This is a genomic window from Streptomyces sp. NPDC037389 (assembly GCF_040636475.1).
Taxonomy (GTDB): domain Bacteria; phylum Actinomycetota; class Actinomycetes; order Streptomycetales; family Streptomycetaceae; genus Streptomyces; species Streptomyces hesseae.
On the sequence record NZ_JBEZUS010000001.1, the window covers coordinates 401079 to 416367 of the forward strand.

Below are 15289 nucleotides of genomic sequence, written 5' to 3' on the forward strand. Positions count from 1 at the left end.
TTGCTCCTTACGAGTAGTGCGGATGCTTGGTGCGCTCGGGACTCAGTCGTGCGAGTGCAGCGGCTTGCCGGCCAGGGCGAGGTGGGCCTCGCCCAGGGCCTCGTTCTGCGTCGGGTGCGCGTGGATGAGCTGGGCGACCTCGGCGGGCAGCGCCTCCCAGTTGTAGATCAGCTGGGCTTCGCCGACCTGCTCACCCATGCGGTCGCCGACCATGTGGACGCCGACCACGGCACCGTCCCGCACCTGGACGAGCTTGATCTCGCCCGCGGTCTTCAGGATCTTGCTCTTGCCGTTGCCGGCGAGGTTGTACTTCAGGGTGACGACCTTGTCGGCGCCGTACAGCTCCTTGGCCTTCGCCTCGGTGATACCGACGGAAGCGACCTCGGGGTGGCAGTACGTGACGCGCGGCACGCCGTCGTAGTCGACCGGCACGGGGTTCTGCCCGGCCAGACGCTCCGCTACCAGGATGCCCTCGGCGAAGCCGACGTGCGCGAGCTGGAGGGTCGGGACGAGGTCACCGACGGCCGAGATGGTCGGCACGTTGGTGCGCATGTACTCGTCGACGAGGACGTAGCCGCGGTCCATGGCGACCCCGGCCTCCTCGTAGCCCAGGCCCTGGGAGACCGGGCCGCGGCCGACGGCGACGAGCAGCAGCTCGGCCTCGAAGGTCTTGCCGTTCTCCAGGGAGACCTTCACACCGTCGGCGGTGTACTCGACGCCGGAGAAGCGGGAGCCGAGGGCGAAGTTGATGCCGCGCTTGCGGAAGGCGCGCTCCAGCAGCTTGGAGCTGTTCTCGTCCTCGACCGGGACGAGGTGCGGCAGCGCCTCGACGATGGTGACGTCGACGCCGAAGGACTTCCACGCGGAGGCGAACTCGACGCCGATGACGCCGCCGCCCAGCACGATGGCGGACTTCGGGACGCGGTCCAGGACCAGCGCGTGGTCCGAGGAGATGACGCGGTCGCCGTCGATGGTCAGGCCCGGCAGCGACTTCGGCACGGAGCCGGTGGCCAGCAGGACGTGGCGGCCGGTGATGCGCTGGCCGTTGACGTCGACGGAGGTGGGGGAGGACAGGCGGCCCTCACCGGTGATGTAGGTGACCTTGCGGGAGGCGACCAGGCCCTGGAGGCCCTTGTACAGGCCCGAGATCACGTCGTCCTTGTACTTGTGGACGCCCGCGATGTCGATGCCCTCCAGGGAGGCCTTGACACCGAACTGCTCGGCCTCGCGAGCCTGGTCGGCGATCTCACCGGCGTGCAGCAGAGCCTTGGTGGGGATGCAGCCGCGGTGGAGGCAGGTGCCGCCCAGCTTGTCCTTCTCGATCAGGGCGACGTCGAGACCCAGCTGGGCTCCACGCAGGGCGGCGGCGTAACCACCGCTACCGCCTCCGAGGATCACTAGGTCGAAAACGGTGCTGGCGTCGTTCGCCACGTCACGTCCTCCATGCATGGTGCGCCGTCCGGTCGTCGGTGACCGGGCGGCGGCTGTCGTACGGCCGCTTTAGCTTCGGCCCTGTGATGGGTGGGCCCTGTCCTGCCGGGACAACATCTTCGCACTTGTTGACGGAGGGCGGGACGCCGGGCCGGGCCTGAGTGACGACTGATGCGTCACCTTCGGGGGTTACCAGTGCGTAGAAATGTGAGTTTTCGCCCCCAGCGAACACTCGCCGGGATCCGCCGGGAGGGAACGCGACGCGGCCCCGGGACATTCCCGGGGCCGCGTCGCCGGTGCCCCGGGGCCTCAGCCGAGGTCGCCGTCGGCGGTGCGCTCCGCCAGCCGGACCAGGGTGCGGACGGCCGAGCCGGTGCCGCCCTTCGGGGTGTAGCCGTACGGGGCCTTCTCCCAGAAGGCCGGGCCCGCGATGTCCAGGTGGGCCCAGGTGATGCCCTCGCCCACGAACTCCTTCAGGAACAGGCCGGCCACCAGGCCGCCGCCCATGCGGTCGCCCATGTTGGCCATGTCGGCGATCGAGGAGTCCATGGTCTTGCGGAGCTCGGCGGGGAGCGGCATCGGCCACGCCTGCTCGCCGACCTCCTCGGCGATCTCGTGGATCGCGGCGCGGAAGGCGTCGTCGTTGGCCATGACGCCGAAGGTGCGCTCGCCGAGCGCCAGGACCATGGCGCCGGTGAGGGTGGCGACGTCCACGATCGCGTCCGGGTTCTCCTCGGAGGCGCGGGTCAGGGCGTCGGCGAGCACCAGGCGGCCCTCGGCGTCGGTGTTCAGCACCTCGACGGTCTTGCCGCTGTACATCTTCAGCACATCGCCCGGACGGGTGGCGGTGCCGGAGGGCATGTTCTCCGCGAGGGCCAGCCAGCCCGTGACGTTGACCCGGAGACCGAGCTTGGCGACGGCCACGACCGCGGCGAACACGGCGGCGGCACCGCTCATGTCGCACTTCATGGTCTCGTTGTGGCCGGCCGGCTTCAGGGAGATGCCGCCCGAGTCGTAGGTGATGCCCTTGCCGACCAGGGCGAGGGTCTTCTCCGCCTTCGGGTGGGTGTAGCCGATGCGGACCAGGCGGGGCGGGTTGGCCGAGCCCTGGCCGACGCCCATGATGCCGCCGTAGCCGCCCTTGAGCAGCGCCTTCTCGTCCAGCACCTCGACCTTGAGACCGTGCTCCTTGGCGGCGGTCTGGGCCTCGGTGGCGAAGCTCTTGGGGAAGAGGTCGTTGGACGGGATGTTGATCAGGTCGCGGGCGCGGTTGACCTCGGTGGCCACGGCGGCGGCCCGCTCGACGGCGGCCTTGAAGGCCTTGTCGCGGGGCTTGCCGCCGAGGACGGCGGCCTCGGCCAGCGGCGCGTTCCGGTCGGCCTTGGCGGTCTCCTTCTTGCCGTCCGAACCCCGGTACGACGTGAAGGAGTACGCGCCCAGGATCGCGCCCTCGCCGATGGCGGCGACGGACTCGGCGTCCTCGACGGGCAGGGCGAAGGCGGCCTTCTTGACGCCGGCCAGCGCGCGGGCGGCGGTGCCGGCCGCGCGGCGCAGCGTCTCCTCGGCGAAGCCCTCGTCCTCGGCGGGCAGCTCGCCGAGACCGACAGCCAGCACGACCGGGGCCTTCAGGCCGGACGGGGCGGGCAGCTTGGTGGCCTCGCCCTCGCCGCCGGAGGCGCCGAGGGTCTCCAGGACGGCGGCCAGCTTGCCGTCGAACGCCTGGTCCACGGCTTCGGCGCCGGGCGCGACGACGGGGCCCTTGGGGCCCTTCGCCACACCGACGACAACGGCGTCCGCGCGCAGCGTCGCCGCACTGGAAGTGCTGAGAGTCAGAGCAGTCACGGTGGTGGGTGTCCCTACTTCCGTTGAATTCTCGGCCGATAGTGGTGGGCCGGCCGCACCCAGTGATCGTATGCGCCGTGCACGGACCGTCCGGGCCCGGGCCGCCCGGCACGCGAGAGCGTATCCCCGGCGGTCACGCCCGGCCCAGGGCCAGGACGAGCAGGGCCGCCGTCGCGGCGGTCTCCGCGAGGGCCCCGAACACGTCGCCGGTGACCCCGCCGAACCGCCGTCGGCAGTGCCGCAGCAGTGCCTCGCCCGAGGCCAGGGCGAGGAGTACGGCCAGGGCGCAGCGCACCGCGTCGTACGGGCCGAGGAGCGCGCCCGCCCCGGCCGCGGCGGCGGTGACGGCGGCGGCCGTCGCGCGGGCGGCCGCCCGGGGGACGGCGCCCGCCACGGCGGCGCCCAGCCCCTCCGGGCGCGCGGCCGGTACGCCCGCGCGGGAGGCGAGGGTGAGGGCGCAGCGGGCCGCCAGGGCCGCCGTCACCGCCGCGAGGGCGCCACGGGCCGGGTCCGTCTGGAACGCCCGGGCGAGGGCGGCGGTCTGGCCGAGGAGGGCCAGCAGCAGGGTGATGACGCCGAACGGGCCGATGTCCGACTGCTTCATGATCCGCAGGGCGTCCGGGGCGGGTCTGCCGCTGCCCAGTCCGTCGGCGACGTCGGCGAGCCCGTCCAGGTGGAGTCCGCGGGTGAGCGCCGCCGGGACGGCGACGGCGGCCACGGCCGCGAGCAGCGGGCCGCCGCCCAGCCACAGGAGTGCCAGTCCGGTGGCGGCGGCGCAGCCGCCGACGGCCAGTCCGGCCAGTGGCGCCGCCAGCATGCCGCCGCGGGCGGCGGCGCGGTCCCAGCGGGTGAGGCGCACGGGGAGGGCGGTGAGGGTGCCGAAGGCGAAGCGCAGGGCGTCCCCGGCGGTGGCGCGGGTGGAGGTCGTGTCGGTCATCGCGGGCAGGGTATCCGGCCACCGTCGGCAGTATTTTTGCCTGGAGGCCTGGTCGAGGCGGGTGCGGGAGCGGAGAGTCCGATGGGTCACTGGCTGGCACGCAATATCGTCGAGCCGGGCAAGCTGCCGCTGTTGCTGGCGCTCGGGGCGTTCGTCCTGACGTTCCTGGTCACCCGGGTCATCACCCGGCTGATCCGGGCGGGCAGGGGCCCGTTCCGCAATATCCGTCCGGGCGGGCTGCACGTCCACCATGTGGTGCCGGGTGTGGTGCTCATGGTGGTCGGCGGTTTCGCGGCGGTCGCGGAGGGTCGGCACGGCTTCGGGGCGGCGGTCGCGGCGGTGCTCTTCGGCATGGGCGCGGGGCTGGTGCTGGACGAGTTCGCGCTGATCCTGCATCTGGACGACGTGTACTGGACGGAGCAGGGCCGCAAGAGCGTGGAGATCGTGGTGCTGACGGCCGCTCTGGTGGCGCTGGTGCTCGCCGGTTTCTCCCCGTTCGGGGTGAACGAGCTGACTCCCGACGAGCTCCAGAACCGCACCATCGTGGTGACCAACACCCTGGTCAACTTTCTGCTGGCGCTGGTCTCCCTGGCCAAGGGCAAGCCCCGGCTCGCCCTGATCGGCGCGGTGGTGCCGCTGGTGGCGATCGTGGGCGCGGTACGGCTGGCCCGGCCGGGCTCGCCCTGGGCCCGGCGCTTCTACCGCGCCCGGCCCCGGGCCCGTCGCCGGGCCCGGGTGCGGGCCTACCGGCACGACGCGCGCTGGGCGGCCGTGCGCATCAGGATTCACGACCTCCTGGCGGGCGCGCCGGATCGCTGAGCGCGCCCCCGACGGGTGCGCCGGGCCGCCGGTCGCGCTCGCGGTGGGCGTCCCGGCGGGGCTTGTGCCGCCGGCGCAGCTCGTCGACGGCGCAGACGGCCAGGATCGCCGTCATGGCGGCGATGTGCTCCTTGCCCGCGAGGTTGGGCTTGACGATCACCTCGGCCACCATGGCCGCCACCACCAGGCCGCAGGTGAACCAGGCCCGGTAGCGCCAGGAGACGTAGATCGCGAGGCCCACGACGGCCGCCGAGGGGCCGGTGTCGATGACCTTGGCGGCCTCCGGCGGCAGCCCCAGCGGCGATCCGGGGCCGAGGTCGACGCCCAGCCGGGCGTACATCGTCCCCGCGAGGGTGGCGATGTAGGCCACGGTCAGGGTGCGCCATTTGCCCAGGCACGCCTCGGCCAGGCCGAAGACGATCAGGATCTGGGCCAGCGCCCCCCACACCGGGAGGTCCAGCGCGGGCACGAACAGCGACAGGGGAGTGCGCAGCAGCGCGACCCACCAGGTCAGCTGCGCCTGGACGGAACCGAGCCGCTGCACGGGCTCATAGCCCCAGGACTGGTTCTGGATCACCTGGAAGACCGCCGTGAGGGCGACGGCCGTGAGCGTCATCGGGACGGCCGCGAGCCGCTTACGGGCGAACGTCCCCCGTACGGCCGCGTACAGCGGGCCCCATTCGGTGCGCGCGGCGCGGAGCAGCGCCGCGCGGGTCATCGCCGGCTCTCCAGGTGTTTGCGATTGAGCCACTTGGGCAGGCCGGGCGCCTCCAGGAAGCCCTCGGCCCGGCCGGCGGCCACGCCGATCCGCAGCAGGTCACTGCTCTTCTCGAACAGCATGAAACGAGGCTCCCAGATGGGGCGGTATTTCGCATTTGCTCGGTAGAGCGACTCGATCTGCCACCAACGGGAGAAAAAGCTCAGCAGCGAGCGCCACAGCCGCAGCACCGGGCCGGCGCCGAGCCGTGAGCCCCGTTCGAAGACGGACCGGAACATCGCGAAGTTCAGCGACACCTGGGTGACGCCGAGCTCCTTCGCCCGCTGGAGCAGTTCGATGACCATGAACTCCATCAGGCCGTTCTCGGAGTCCCGGTCACGGCGCATCAGGTCCAGCGACAGGCCCTTGGGACCCCAGGGCACGAAGCTGAGCACGGCGCGCAGCTCGCCGTCGCCGTCATGGCACTCCAGCATCACGCAGCGGCCGTCACCGGGGTCGCCGAGGCGGCCCAGCGCCATGGAGAAGCCGCGTTCGGTCGCGCCGTCGCGCCAGTCGTCGGCGCGGCGCAGCAGTGTGGCCATCTCCTCGTCGGGGATGTCCTCGTGGCGCCGGACGGTGACGGTGTATCCGGCGCGCTTGACGCGGTTGTACGCCTGGCGGACGGTGCGCATGGCCCGGCCTTCGAGGGTGAACTCGGCGGTGTCGACGATCGCCTCGTCACCGAGCTCCAGGGCGTTCAGGCCGTGCCGGGCGTAGATCGTGCCGCCCTCCTCGCTCGCGCCCATCACGGCGGGGATCCAGCCGTGCTCGCGGGCCTCGGCGAGCCAGGGCTCGATGGCGCCGGGCCAGGCCTCGGGGTCGCCGATGGGGTCGCCGGAGGCCAGCGAGACGCCGCCGATGGCGCGGTAGGTCACCGCGGCCTTGCCGGAGGGGGACCAGATGACGCTCTTCTCGCGGCGCAGCGCGAAGTAGCCCAGGGAGTCGCGGTCGCCCCACCGGCCGAGGAGCTCGCGCAGCCGCGACTCGTCCTCGGGGGTGAGCGGGTCGGCGGCGCGGCGGGAGCGGAAGGCCGCGAACGCCACGACGACCAGCAGGGCGGCGCTCATCACGTTGATGGTGACGTCGACCCAGCCGGGGGTGGCGATGCCCGCGTAGCGGGAGTCGTCGGCGGCGATGGAGATCAGCCGCATCACGCCGTAGTGCCAGCGGTCCAGGAAGGTGGAGCGCTGCTCGTCCGTGGACTCGTTGGTGATCGTCACCAGCCCGGCCGCCAGCAACGAGGTGACCAGCAGGCCCACCGCCGCGACGGCGCTGGCCAGCTTGGGGTTGGAGCGGTCGCCCTTGGCGTAGAACTCCCGGCGGCCCACCACCAGGGCGAGCGTGAACAGGGCTGTGACGATCAGGGAGAACCAGTTCAGCGGGTGCCGGCGGAACTCCGGGAAGAACATCACGAACGCCAGCACCAGCAGGAGCAGCCCGGCCAGCACCAGGTTGAGGATCCACGCCGCCCGCTTGCGCCGGCGCATGGTGATCGCCATGAACAGCGACACCACCGCCGGTGAGAAGCCCGCCGTCAGTAGATAGGGCGTGAAGAACTCGTCGACGTTGTGCCTGCGGATGTCGGCGCCGAAGGACACCCAGACCGCGCCGAGCAGGTTGACGAACGTAACGGCACGCAGGTACCAGACGGCGAAGCCGGCGGCTCGCCGCCGCCGGACCACGCCTCGGTCGCTGTGGACGCCCTCATCCGGAGTCAAGCGGACTTCTCCCATGAAAAGTGAGCATATGGGGCACCTTCTGCGGGGAATTCCGTGCGCTCACCATGATCCGCCGGCCTGTCACGGCCGGCGTCAGGAGCGCTCGGGAAGCTCCGCCGCCAGGGCCGCGGCCGCCTGCACCAATGGCAGGGCGAGCAGCGCCCCTGTCCCCTCGCCCACAGTGACGCCCTGATCGAGGAGAGGGTTGAGCGCCATCCGCTCCAGTGCCTTCGTCTGCGCCGGGTCACCACCGGTCTGACCCGCCAGCCACCAGTCCGGCGCCCGGAAGGCCACCCGCTGGCCCACCAGCGCGCACGCGGCGGAGACCACACCGTCGAGGATCACCGGCGTCCGGCGCACCGCGCTCTGGAGCAGGAACCCGGTCATCGCGGCCAGGTCCGCGCCGCCCGTCGCGGCCAGCAGCGCCAGCTGGTCGCCCAGCACCGGGCGGGCCCGGCGCAGCGCGTCCCGGATCGCGGCGCACTTGCGCATCCAGGCCAGGTCGTCGATGCCGAAGCCGCCCCGGCCGGTGACCACGGACGCGTCCGTGCCGCACAGCGCCCCGATCAGGGTGCCCGCCGCCGTGGTGCCGCCCACGCTCAGATCGCCCAGGACGACCAGGTCCGTGCCGGAGTCGGCCTCCTCGTCGGCCAGCGCCATGCCCGTACGGAACGCCCGCTCGGTCTCCTCGGCGGTCAGCGCGTCCTCGGTGTCGATCCGGCCCGCGCCGCGCCGCACCCGGTGCCGGGTGACCTCCTCGGGCAGCTCCTCCGGATCGCAGTCCACCGACATGTCGATCACGCGCAGCCCCACGCCGAAGCGGCGGGCCAGGATCGCGACGGTGCTCGTACCGTCGAGGGTCGCCCGGACGAGCTCGGCCGCCCCGCCCTTCGGCCCGCCCGACACACCCAGGGACGCGACCCCGTGGTCGCCCGCGAACAGCAGCACCCTGGGCCGCTCGACCGGCTTCACCGGCACCGCGCCCTGGGCGGCGGCGAGCCACTCGCCCAGCTCGTCCAGCCGCCCCAGCGCGCCGGGCCGGGGGCCGAGACGCGCCCGCCGCGCCTCGGCGTCGCGCCGGGCGGCGGAGTCGGGGCGCTCGATCAGCGTGGCGAACTCATCCAGATTCAGACCGCTCATCCGCGACACACTACCGTTCCTGTGCAAGTTGGCCAGTGCCGTCCAACTTGCCCTATTCCAGGCGCCACTGGGCCGGCGCTCCGGCGGAGCCGCCACGGCAGGCCCCGCCGCAGGTCAGCCCGCCCCCGGCCGCACCAGCCCAGACTCGTACGCGACGACCACGAGCTGCGCCCGGTCGCGCGCGCCGAGCTTGGCCATCGCCCGGTTGACGTGCGTCTTGACCGTCAGGGGGCTGACCGCCAGCCGTCCCCCGATCTCCTCGTTGGACAGCCCCGCGGCCACATGCGTCAGCACCTCCCGCTCGCGGCCGGTGAGCGTCGCCAGCCGCTCGGCGTGCTCCGCCGGGGGAGCGGCGGGGCCACCGCCCTGCGCCAGGAACGTCGCGATCAGCCCCTTCGTCGCCGCGGGCGACAGCAGCGCCTCGCCCGCCGCCGCGATCCTGATCGCCGCCAGCAGCTCGTCGGGCTCCGCGCCCTTGCCGAGGAACCCGGACGCGCCCGCGCGCAGCGACTCCACCACGTACTCGTCGACCTCGAACGTCGTCAGCATCACCACCCGCACGGCCGCCAGCGCCGGGTCGGAGCAGATCGCCCGGGTCGCGGCCAGACCGTCCGTGCCCGGCATCCGGATGTCCATCAGGACCACGCCGGGCGTGTGCGCGCGGGCGAGCTCCACCGCCCGTTCGCCGTCCGCCGCCTCGCCCACCACCCGCATGTCCGGCTCGGAGTCCACCAGTATCCGGAACGCGCTGCGCAACAGCGCCTGGTCGTCGGCCAGGAGAACCGTGATCGGATCGCTCATGCGCTCACCCTAGGGGCGGGCGCGCCGGGGCCCGGCAGGGGCAGCACCGCGCACACCCGGAAGCCCGGTGTGCCCGGCCCGCGCGGGCCCGCCGCGCAACTGCCGCCCAGCGCGACGGCCCGCTCCCGCATGCCGAGCAGCCCGTGCCCGCCCGCGCTTTCCTTCTTGTCGGCTGGTTTGTCGGCGGGCGCGGGCGGCTTCCCGCCGTCGTCCACCACCGTCAGCTCCAGGGCGTAGGAGCCGCGGCGCAGCGTGACCTCGGCCCGTGCGCCGGACCCCGCGTGCTTGTGCACATTGGTCAGCGCCTCCTGGAGGACCCGATAGGCCGTCAGGTCGACCGCCCCCGGCAGCGCCCCCACGACGGCCGCCGCCGCGTCCGCGCCTGTGACGGTCGCGCCGGGCGGTGCCGGGACGGCCACGACGTCGACGGACAGGCCCACCCGGACGAAGCCCTCGACGAGCCGCCCGAGGTCGCCGAGGCCCGGCGCCGGCTCGGTCGGGGCCGCCGGGTCGCCGTACTGCCGCAGCAGGCCGACGGTCGCCCGGAGCTCGGCGAGGGCCGAGCGGCCGGCCTCCCGGACATGCGCGAGGGCCTGTTTGGCCTGCTCGGGGCGGCTGTCCATGATGTGCGAGGCCACGCCCGCCTGGACGTTGACGAGCGCGATGTGATGGGCGACGACGTCGTGGAGCTCACGGGCGATGCGCAACCGCTCCTCGGCCACCCGGCGGCGGGCCTCCTCCTCACGGGTGCGCTCCGCCCGTTCGGCCCGCTCCTCGATGGCCGCGACGAAGGCCCGGCGGCTGCGCACGGCGTCCCCCGCCGCGCCGGCCAGCCCGGTCCAGGCCATGAGGCCGAAGTTCTCCTGGGCGTACCAGGGCGGGGCGCCCAGGAGCATCACCACACCGGTGAGCGCGGTGACGGTGGTGACGACGGTCCGCAGCGCGGCGGGGCGCTCGCTGCGGACGGCCAGCGTGTAGAGCGCGACGGCGGCGCTCATGGCGATCGTGGTGCGCGGGGGCCCGTCGCCGCCGGTGAACACGACGGCCACGACCGTCAGCGCGCACGTCGCCGCGAGGACCGTACGGGGCGCCCGGCGGCGGAGCACCAGCGCGCCGCAGGCGGCGACGGACAGCAGGAAGAAGACGGCGCCCGGCGGATGCCGCTCGGCGCGCGGCGCCAGAAACGCGCCCACGACGACGAGGCATAAGACGAGGCAGGAGAGGAGGCTGTCGGCGGCGAGCGGATGGCCGCTCAGCCAGCGGCGCGGACGGGCGAGGCCCGTGGCGGCGAGGGAGTTCATCGCGATCCCATCGGGGGCCGTCGCGGAAGGCGCGGAAGGCGCGGAAGCGGGGAAGGAGAGCGGGGGAGAAGGGTGTGCGGAGACCGGCCGCGCCCCCGTCCCCGCAAGGGAACGAGGGCGCGAAGGCATGCCGGAATGCCGTGGTGACGCGCTGCCCGGTGGGGGCCGGCGGGCTCAGCCGGGGATCAGGCCGTCGTCGCTGAGCATCTGCCGGACCTCGTCGAGCGAGGCGTCGGGCGCGGGCAGGATCAGCTCGGAGGGCTCCAGCGCGTCGTCGGGCAACGGAGTGCCCAGCCGGCGCACGGCGTCGAGCAGCGCCCCCAGCGTGCGCCGGAAGCCCTCCTCGTCACCGCTCTCCATCTCGCCGAGCAGCTCGTCGTCCAGGCTGTTGAGCTCGGCGAAGTGGCTGTCGGCCAGCCTCACCTGGCCCTCCCCCATGATCCGTACGATCATGACGGTCTCTCCCTTGCTCGGGTCGGCTCCCACTCGGGGCGGCTCAGCTCTTGTCGAAGCGCGGCCGGTCCTGTGGCTGGGCCTGCCGCTCCTGCCCCGGCGCCCCGCCCTCGATGGCCGGCTTGGCGGCCGTGCCACCGGCCAGCTCGGCCTTCATCCGCTGAAGCTCGATCTCGACGTCCGAACCGCTCGAGAGCCGGTCCAGCTCGGCGGTGATGTCGTCCTTGGCCATGCCGGTCGGGTCGTCGAGCGCTCCCGAGGCCAGCAGCTCGTCGATGGCGCCCGCGCGGGCCTGGAGCTGCGCGGTCTTGTCCTCGGCCCGCTGGATGGCCAGGCCGACGTCGCCCATCTCCTCGGAGATGCCGGAGAACGCCTCGCCGATCCGGGTCTGGGCCTGGGCGGCCGTGTAGGTCGCCTTGATGGTCTCCTTCTTCGTCCGGAAGGCGTCCACCTTGGCCTGGAGGCGCTGGGAGGCGAGCGTGAGCTTCTCCTCCTCGCCCTGAAGCGTCCGGTGCTGCGTCTCCAGATCGCTGACCTGCTGCTGAAGCGCGGCCCGGCGGGTCAGCGCCTCACGCGCCAGATCCTCCCGGCCGAGCGCCAGGGCCTTGCGGCCCTGCTCCTCCAGCTTCCCGGACTGGCTCTGGAGCTGATTGAGCTGGAGCTCCAGGCGCTTGCGGGACGTGGCCACGTCGGCCACGCCACGCCGCACCTTCTGAAGCAGCTCAAGCTGCTTCTGGTACGAGTAATCGAGGGTCTCGCGCGGATCCTCGGCCCGGTCCAGGGCCTTGTTGGCCTTCGCGCGGAAGATCATCCCCATCCGCTTCATGACACCGCTCATGGGCCTCGCGCGCCCCCTTCTGACCGACCTTGGCTCGGGCTTAGGCTCCGGCACATCTTTCAGAACCCACAGTACGGGCCCCGCTTCCATTACCGCACTGTCCGGGCCCGGATGCGCTCCTCCTCCAGGACGATCAGGACCGCGCGGCCTCACGCGCAAGGAGGAGTGGAAAACCCGGGGGAGGGGAGGCGTGAGCGCCGGGGCGCACGCCGGTCGTTGCCGGATCGTGCCCGGCCGGACCGCGATCAGGGGCCGGAAGCCCGTACCCTTGGGTCCCGTGTTCCGAAGCCGTTCGAAAGCGCAGGCCGCGTCCCCCGAGGTGACCGCGGACCAGCCCAAGCAGCCCCGTGACCCGCAGGCGCCCAAGGGCCGCCCCACGCCCAAGCGCAGCGAGGCCAACTCCACGCGCCGCACTCTGGCCTCGACCCCGGCCAACCGCAAGGAGGCCTCCAAGCGCGCCCGCGAGGCCCGCCGCGTGGACATGGCCAAGCAGCGCGAGGCCCTGGCCAGCGGTGACGAGCGCTATCTGCCCGCCCGTGACAAGGGCCCGATCCGCTCCTACGTCCGCGACTTCGTCGACGCGCGCTACTCCGTCGCCGAGTTCTTCCTGCCGCTGGCCGTGCTCATCCTCGTACTGAGCATGATCAACCGCGGTGCCTTCCAGGCGTACGTCCTGCTCGCGTGGCTGGTGGTGATCCTCCTGATCGTCATCAACTCCGTGATCACGGGCCTCACCCTCAAGCGCGCCCTCAAGCAGCGCTTCCCCGACGAGAACCTGCGCGGAGCCGTCCCCTACGGCCTCATGCGCACTCTCCAGATGCGCCGGCTGCGCCTGCCCAAGCCCAAGGTCAAGCGCGGGGAGAAGCGCTGAGCGCCTTCACATCGGGCTTCGGGGGCGGCGCCGCGGCATGGTGCGGCGGGCTCGGGGGGTTGCGGAACACCGTTCGTCAGGAACTGGTCGCCCGCCAGATCGACGAGCAGATAGCCGGCCGGTTCCCGGTCGGCCGGCGGCTGCGCGTCCTCGACGTCGGCCTCGGCCAGGGCACCCAGGCGCTGCGCCTGGCCCGTGCCGGCCACGAGGTCACCGGCCTGGAACCGGACCCCGAGATGATCGCCGCGGCCCGCGCGGCGCTGGCGGCCGAGCCCGAGGGCATCCGGGAACGGGTGCGGCTGATCGAGGGCGACGGCCGGGACACGGGCGCCCACTTCCTGCCGGGCGCCTTCGACGTCGTGCTCTGCCACGGCGTCCTGATGTACGTACCGGAGCCGGACCCGCTGCTCGCGGGGCTGGCCCGGGTGCTCGCCCCGGGCGGGCTGCTCTCCCTGCTCGTCCGCAACGCGGACGCGCTGGCGATGCGGCCGGGTCTGTCCGGTGACTTCGCCACGGCGCTGGCGGCGTTCGACTCACCCGCCTACACCAACCGCCTCGGCCTGGAGGTCCGCGCGGACCGCCGGGAGACGCTGGCGGCGACGCTGGCGGGGATCGGGACGCCGCTGCGGGCGTGGTACGGGGTGCGGGTGTTTTCCGACCTGGCGGGGGACGGGGTGGCCGCTCCGGCGGACCTGGACCGGCTCCTGGCCGCGGAGGAACGGGCCGGGCGCACGGATCCCTACCGGGCGGTGGCCGCACTGCTGCACCTGTGCGGGGTGCGGGGCGGCTGAGGTTTCCGGGGGCTCCGCCCCCGGACCCCCGAAAATCGTCAGCCCTCCGCCGCCGCGTGGAGGCTCATCGGCGACGCGTAGATCTCCGTGTCGTCCTCGAAGAGCCGCACCTGGTCCACCCCGCCGTCCAGCAGGGCGCGCCACACCTCGCCGACCCAGGACTCCGCGTCCCCCTGCGTCGTGAACTCCTCCGGCTCCACCGCCGGCACCGTCTCCGTCCCGTCGGCCTTCTCGAACCGCCACGTCCACGCCATGTCCGCCTCCTGGGGGATCGGGAACCTCTGCGGTCGCAGCCTAACGGTCACCGGTGACTCGGAGTAGTGATGGATCGCGCCGGGCCCGTCGACGCGAGACGATCAGGGGGTGGAACTGACTCTCCTCGGCACCGGGGCCCCCGAGGGCCTGCCGCGCCCCGAATGTCCCTGTGCCGCCTGCGCCTGTGCCGTGGGCGACGAGGCGCGGGCCGCCACGTCCCTGCTCGTCGACGGCGCGCTGCTGCTGGACCTCACGCCGGGGCCCGCCTTCGCCGCCGCCCGCGCGGGGCGGTCGATCGCCGGGGTGCGCCAGGTGCTGCTCTCCCACCCGCACGACGGGCCCGCCGTGGAGTTCCCGGCGGGGCTGCCCGCGCCGGTGCGGGTGCCGGACGGGCGCGAGCTGTCGGTGATCAGCGGGCACCGGGTCCGGGCGATGGCGCTGGACGCGCCGGGCACGGGGTACGAGGTGACGGCGCCGGACGGCGAGCGGCTGCTCTATCTGCCGCCGGGCGCCGCGCCGGCCGGGCTGTCGCAGGCCCCGCGCCCGGGCCCGTACGGGATGGTGCTGCTCGACGTGCTCGGGCGGCCCGACGCGCTGGCCCGGCTGCGGGAGGCGGGCGCGGCGGGCTCGACGACCGACGTCATCGGCGTGCACCTGGACCACGACGTGCCGCCCGGCCGGGAGCTCCACCGCCGGCTGGCGGCGGCGGGGGCGCGCACCGTGCCGGACGGCACCACGCTCGTCGTCGGCGACTACCACGCCGTACCGGACCTGCCCCGGCGGACGCTCGTCGTGGGCGGCGCCCGGTCGGGCAAGTCCGTGGAGGCCGAGCGGCGGCTGGAGTCCTTCCCCGAGGTCCTCTACGTGGCCACGAGCGGCACCCGCGAGGACGACCGGGACTGGGCGGCGCGGGTCGCCCACCACCGCGATCGCCGGCCGGGCTCCTGGCGCACGGCCGAGACCTGCGATCTCGTGCCGCTGCTGGCCGCCGACGGCCCCCCGATGCTGATCGACTGCCTGGCGCTGTGGCTGACCGACGCGATGGACTCCGTCGGCGCGTGGGACGACGAGAAGTGGGCGAACGGCGGCGCGGAGGCCCTGGCCGGGCGGATGGCGGCGCTGGTCGCCGCGATACGGGCCACCCGGCGGACGGTGGTGCTGGTGAGCAATGAGGTGGGCTCGGGCGTGGTGCCGGCGACGGCGTCGGGGCGGCGCTTCCGCGACGAGCTCGGCCGGCTGAACGCGGCGGTCGGCGACGAGTGCGAGCACGTGCTGCTGGTGGTGTCGGGGCAGGCGCTGCCCCTGCGGGGGTAGCGGAACGGCCCCGCACCTTCC

The 15289-nt window shown here is 73.5% G+C and carries 15 protein-coding genes; 4 read left to right on the top strand and 11 right to left on the bottom strand.

Annotated elements, in window-relative coordinates; genetic code table 11:
* Positions 1-42 precede the first annotated feature (42 nt).
* The 3 genes from lpdA to AB0E98_RS01945 all read right to left on the bottom strand — a co-directional run bounded on the left by lpdA (position 43) and on the right by AB0E98_RS01945 (position 4210).
* Positions 43-1431: a dihydrolipoyl dehydrogenase gene (gene lpdA, locus AB0E98_RS01935; protein ID WP_361697523.1), complete on the bottom strand. Its 1389-nt coding sequence runs from the start codon at positions 1429-1431 to the stop codon at positions 43-45.
* Positions 1432-1740: 309 nt separating this feature from the next.
* Positions 1741-3273, bottom strand: a complete 1533-nt coding sequence (locus AB0E98_RS01940; RefSeq protein WP_361697525.1) for a leucyl aminopeptidase — start codon at positions 3271-3273, stop codon at positions 1741-1743.
* A 133-nt stretch (positions 3274-3406) separates the two neighbouring features.
* A complete protein-coding gene (locus tag AB0E98_RS01945; protein WP_361697527.1) occupies positions 3407-4210 on the bottom strand; it encodes an adenosylcobinamide-GDP ribazoletransferase in 804 nt (267 codons plus the stop codon).
* Between the two features lie 81 nt (positions 4211-4291).
* Between AB0E98_RS01945 and AB0E98_RS01950 the strand changes: the two genes are divergently transcribed.
* On the top strand, positions 4292-5029 hold the full coding sequence (locus AB0E98_RS01950) for a hypothetical protein (RefSeq protein ID WP_361697529.1): 738 nt from the start codon (positions 4292-4294) through the stop codon (positions 5027-5029).
* Here AB0E98_RS01950 and AB0E98_RS01955 read toward each other — a convergent pair.
* From AB0E98_RS01955 to AB0E98_RS01985, 7 genes are all read right to left on the bottom strand, one after another.
* Positions 4989-5747, bottom strand: a complete 759-nt coding sequence (locus AB0E98_RS01955) for a hypothetical protein (RefSeq protein ID WP_361697531.1) — start codon at positions 5745-5747, stop codon at positions 4989-4991. The genes AB0E98_RS01950 and AB0E98_RS01955 overlap by 41 nt on opposite strands.
* A complete protein-coding gene (locus AB0E98_RS01960; protein WP_361697533.1) occupies positions 5744-7519 on the bottom strand; it encodes a phosphatidylglycerol lysyltransferase domain-containing protein in 1776 nt (591 codons plus the stop codon). Before AB0E98_RS01960 ends, AB0E98_RS01955 begins: the two co-directional genes overlap by 4 nt.
* A gap of 78 nt (positions 7520-7597) precedes the next feature.
* Positions 7598-8644, bottom strand: a complete 1047-nt coding sequence (gene cobT / locus AB0E98_RS01965; protein WP_361697535.1) for a nicotinate-nucleotide--dimethylbenzimidazole phosphoribosyltransferase — start codon at positions 8642-8644, stop codon at positions 7598-7600.
* Between the two features lie 114 nt (positions 8645-8758).
* Complete coding sequence (locus AB0E98_RS01970; RefSeq protein ID WP_361697537.1) at positions 8759-9445, bottom strand: response regulator transcription factor; 687 nt, start codon at positions 9443-9445, stop codon at positions 8759-8761.
* Positions 9442-10746 carry a histidine kinase gene (locus AB0E98_RS01975; protein WP_361697539.1) on the bottom strand — a complete coding sequence of 435 codons (1305 nt, stop codon included), beginning with the start codon at positions 10744-10746 and terminating at the stop codon, positions 9442-9444. The genes AB0E98_RS01970 and AB0E98_RS01975 overlap by 4 nt, the downstream gene beginning before the upstream one ends.
* A gap of 174 nt (positions 10747-10920) precedes the next feature.
* Entirely contained in the window at positions 10921-11199 is a 279-nt protein-coding gene (locus AB0E98_RS01980; protein ID WP_361697541.1) for a hypothetical protein, read from the bottom strand.
* 43 nt (positions 11200-11242) lie between these two features.
* Positions 11243-12037: a PspA/IM30 family protein gene (locus AB0E98_RS01985; protein ID WP_311614372.1), complete on the bottom strand. Its 795-nt coding sequence runs from the start codon at positions 12035-12037 to the stop codon at positions 11243-11245.
* 277 nt (positions 12038-12314) lie between these two features.
* Between AB0E98_RS01985 and AB0E98_RS01990 the strand changes: the two genes are divergently transcribed.
* Both AB0E98_RS01990 and AB0E98_RS01995 read left to right on the top strand, forming a co-directional pair.
* The gene (locus tag AB0E98_RS01990; RefSeq protein WP_361697543.1) at positions 12315-12908 is read left to right on the top strand and encodes a DUF3043 domain-containing protein; all 594 of its coding nucleotides are present in this window, start codon (positions 12315-12317) and stop codon (positions 12906-12908) included.
* 83 nt (positions 12909-12991) lie between these two features.
* Entirely contained in the window at positions 12992-13699 is a 708-nt protein-coding gene (locus tag AB0E98_RS01995) for a methyltransferase domain-containing protein (protein ID WP_361698127.1), read from the top strand.
* Positions 13700-13737: 38 nt separating this feature from the next.
* Here AB0E98_RS01995 and AB0E98_RS02000 read toward each other — a convergent pair whose 3' ends face one another.
* Complete coding sequence (locus AB0E98_RS02000; RefSeq protein ID WP_361697545.1) at positions 13738-13953, bottom strand: hypothetical protein; 216 nt, start codon at positions 13951-13953, stop codon at positions 13738-13740.
* 109 nt (positions 13954-14062) lie between these two features.
* On the opposite strand from AB0E98_RS02000, the gene AB0E98_RS02005 reads away from it, so the two are divergent.
* Entirely contained in the window at positions 14063-15268 is a 1206-nt protein-coding gene (locus AB0E98_RS02005; RefSeq protein WP_361697547.1) for a bifunctional adenosylcobinamide kinase/adenosylcobinamide-phosphate guanylyltransferase, read from the top strand.
* Positions 15269-15289 lie beyond the last annotated feature (21 nt).

Coding starts and splice junctions, on each gene's coding strand:
- AB0E98_RS01945 (WP_361697527.1), bottom strand. CDS start 4,210: ATGACCGACACGACCTCCACCCGCGCCACCGCCGGGGACGCCCTGCGC.
- AB0E98_RS01950 (WP_361697529.1), top strand. CDS start 4,292: ATGGGTCACTGGCTGGCACGCAATATCGTCGAGCCGGGCAAGCTGCCG.
- AB0E98_RS01955 (WP_361697531.1), bottom strand. CDS start 5,747: ATGACCCGCGCGGCGCTGCTCCGCGCCGCGCGCACCGAATGGGGCCCG.
- AB0E98_RS01960 (WP_361697533.1), bottom strand. CDS start 7,519: ATGGGAGAAGTCCGCTTGACTCCGGATGAGGGCGTCCACAGCGACCGA.
- cobT (WP_361697535.1), bottom strand. CDS start 8,644: ATGAGCGGTCTGAATCTGGATGAGTTCGCCACGCTGATCGAGCGCCCC.
- AB0E98_RS01970 (WP_361697537.1), bottom strand. CDS start 9,445: ATGAGCGATCCGATCACGGTTCTCCTGGCCGACGACCAGGCGCTGTTG.
- AB0E98_RS01975 (WP_361697539.1), bottom strand. CDS start 10,746: ATGAACTCCCTCGCCGCCACGGGCCTCGCCCGTCCGCGCCGCTGGCTG.
- AB0E98_RS01980 (WP_361697541.1), bottom strand. CDS start 11,199: ATGATCGTACGGATCATGGGGGAGGGCCAGGTGAGGCTGGCCGACAGC.
- AB0E98_RS01985 (WP_311614372.1), bottom strand. CDS start 12,037: ATGAGCGGTGTCATGAAGCGGATGGGGATGATCTTCCGCGCGAAGGCC.
- AB0E98_RS02000 (WP_361697545.1), bottom strand. CDS start 13,953: ATGGCGTGGACGTGGCGGTTCGAGAAGGCCGACGGGACGGAGACGGTG.